At 75.6% G+C, this 1,865-nt stretch carries 1 protein-coding gene; it reads right to left on the bottom strand.

All coding sequences use genetic code 11. The annotated features are described in order from the left end of the window. Positions 1-1,700, bottom strand: a 1,700-nt coding sequence (locus ACZJYS_RS24200) for a hydantoinase/oxoprolinase family protein (protein WP_493180627.1), incomplete at its 3' end; no start/stop codon positions are given. Between the last annotated feature and the right edge of the window lie 165 nt (positions 1,701-1,865).

The following is a 1,865-nucleotide window of genomic DNA, read 5'->3' as shown; positions in this document are numbered from 1 at the left end:
AACAGCGCCGCCATCTCGCCGGCCGAGCCGCCATCGCGGAAGCGCACGGGCACCGGCACGGTCAGCTCGTAGGACTGGCCGCGGTAGCGCAGGTCGGCCGCCAGCGTCACCTCCGCCTCCCCCGTGCCGCTCATCTCCGCCAGCGCCGTGCCGGCCTCGGCCGACAGGGCGGTGAACACGGCGCCGAGGCGCGGCCAGGTAGCGTCCTCCAGCGGCAGCAGCACGGTGCGCATGGTGTCCCGCCGCAGATCGGCGGCGAGCGCGCCGAGCGCGCAGAGCGTGCCCGGCGCCGGCGGCACCAGCACGCGGCGGATGCCGGCGGCCTCGGCCAGCAGCGCGCCCAGCATCGGGCCGGCGCCGCCGAAGGGCATCAGCGTCAGCTCGCTGGCATGCATGCCGGCGCGCGCCAGCAGCTTGTCGATCTCCACCAGCATGCCGCTGATGGCCACCTGCAGCACGCCCTCCGCCGCCGTCGCGGCATCGGTGCCGAGCCGGGCGGCGATGGGGGCGATGGCCACCTCCGCCAGCTCCGCCCGGGGCGCGATGGCACCGAAGCCCAGCGCCCCCTGGCCGAGGATGCCGCAGAGCAGCGCCGCGTCGGTGACGGTGCAGCGCTCGCCGCCGCGGCCGAAGCAGGCCGGGCCGGGGGTGGAGCCGGCGCTCTCGGGGCCCACCTGGAGCACGCCCTGCGCGTCCAGCCAGGCGATGGAGCCGCCGCCCTGGCCGCTCGAGACCACCGCCACGGTGGGGATGGCCAGCGGGAACTCGCCCACCGCGTGGCCGGTGCCGAAGGCCGGCGCGCCGTCGCTGAGCAGTGCGACATCGGCGCTGGTGCCGCCGACATCGAGGGTCAGCACCGCCGGCAGCCCCGCCGCCCGCGCCACGACCCCCGCGCCGACCACGCCGGACGCCGTGCCGGAGAGCAGCATGCCGACGCAGTCCCGCCGCCCGCGCCGGGCGGTCATGGTGCCGCCGGCCGAGGTGGTCAGCAGCAGCGGCGCGGCGATGCCGGCGGCGGCGAGCTGCGCCTCCACCCGCTCCAGATAGGCGTCGATGCGGGGGTGGACATAGGCGTTCAGCACCGTGGTCGTGGTGCGCTCGTATTCGCGGATCGCCGGCCACACCTCGCTGCCGCGGAAGACGAACAGCTCCGGCGCCAGCTCCGCCAGCATCGCGGCCACCGCCTCCTCATGCGCGGCGTTGCGCCAGGCGTGCAGCAGCGAGACGACGATGCCCTCGCAGCCCGCCGCCCGCGCGCCGGCCAGCGCCGCGGCCACCGAGGCCCGGTCCGGCGGCGTCACCGTGCGCCCCTCGGCATCCATCCGCTCGGCGATGGGAAAGACATGCTCGCGCGGCACCAGCGGCTCGGGCCGCTCGCAGAACAGGCTGTAGGTGTCCGGCATGCGCAGCCGCGCCAGCTCCAGCATGTCGGTGAAGCCGGCGGTGGTGAACAGCGCCAGCCGCGCGCCGCGCCGCTGGATGATGGTGTTCACCCCCACGGTGGTGCCATGCACGAAGCGCTCGACGCCCGCCGGCTCCAGCCCCTCCCCGGCCAGGCGGCGCAGCCCGGCGGCGACATCCTGCCCGGGCTGCTGCGGCGTGGTCAGAACCTTCAGGGTGGTGAGCCGGCCGCTGCCGGTGTCCAGGGCCACGAAGTCGGCGAAGGTGCCGCCGATATCAACGCCAACGCGCCACGCCAAATCCGCCTCCGTGCTTATCCCGGGCCGAGTCTGCGCCGGATCGGGCGGTGCGGCCATTTCCCATTCGGCTGCCGGCCATAGCCGCAGGTTATCGCGGGTGCCGCGCCGGCGCGCGTGTCCGGCCCGGCGTATTGACAGGCTTTCCCGAAGCTCATCAGGATCGCC

This window comes from Roseomonas sp. TS2, assembly GCF_058833935.1.
The sequence above is the reverse complement of the archived record's forward strand: the minus strand, read 5'-3'. Positions and strand labels throughout refer to the sequence as shown.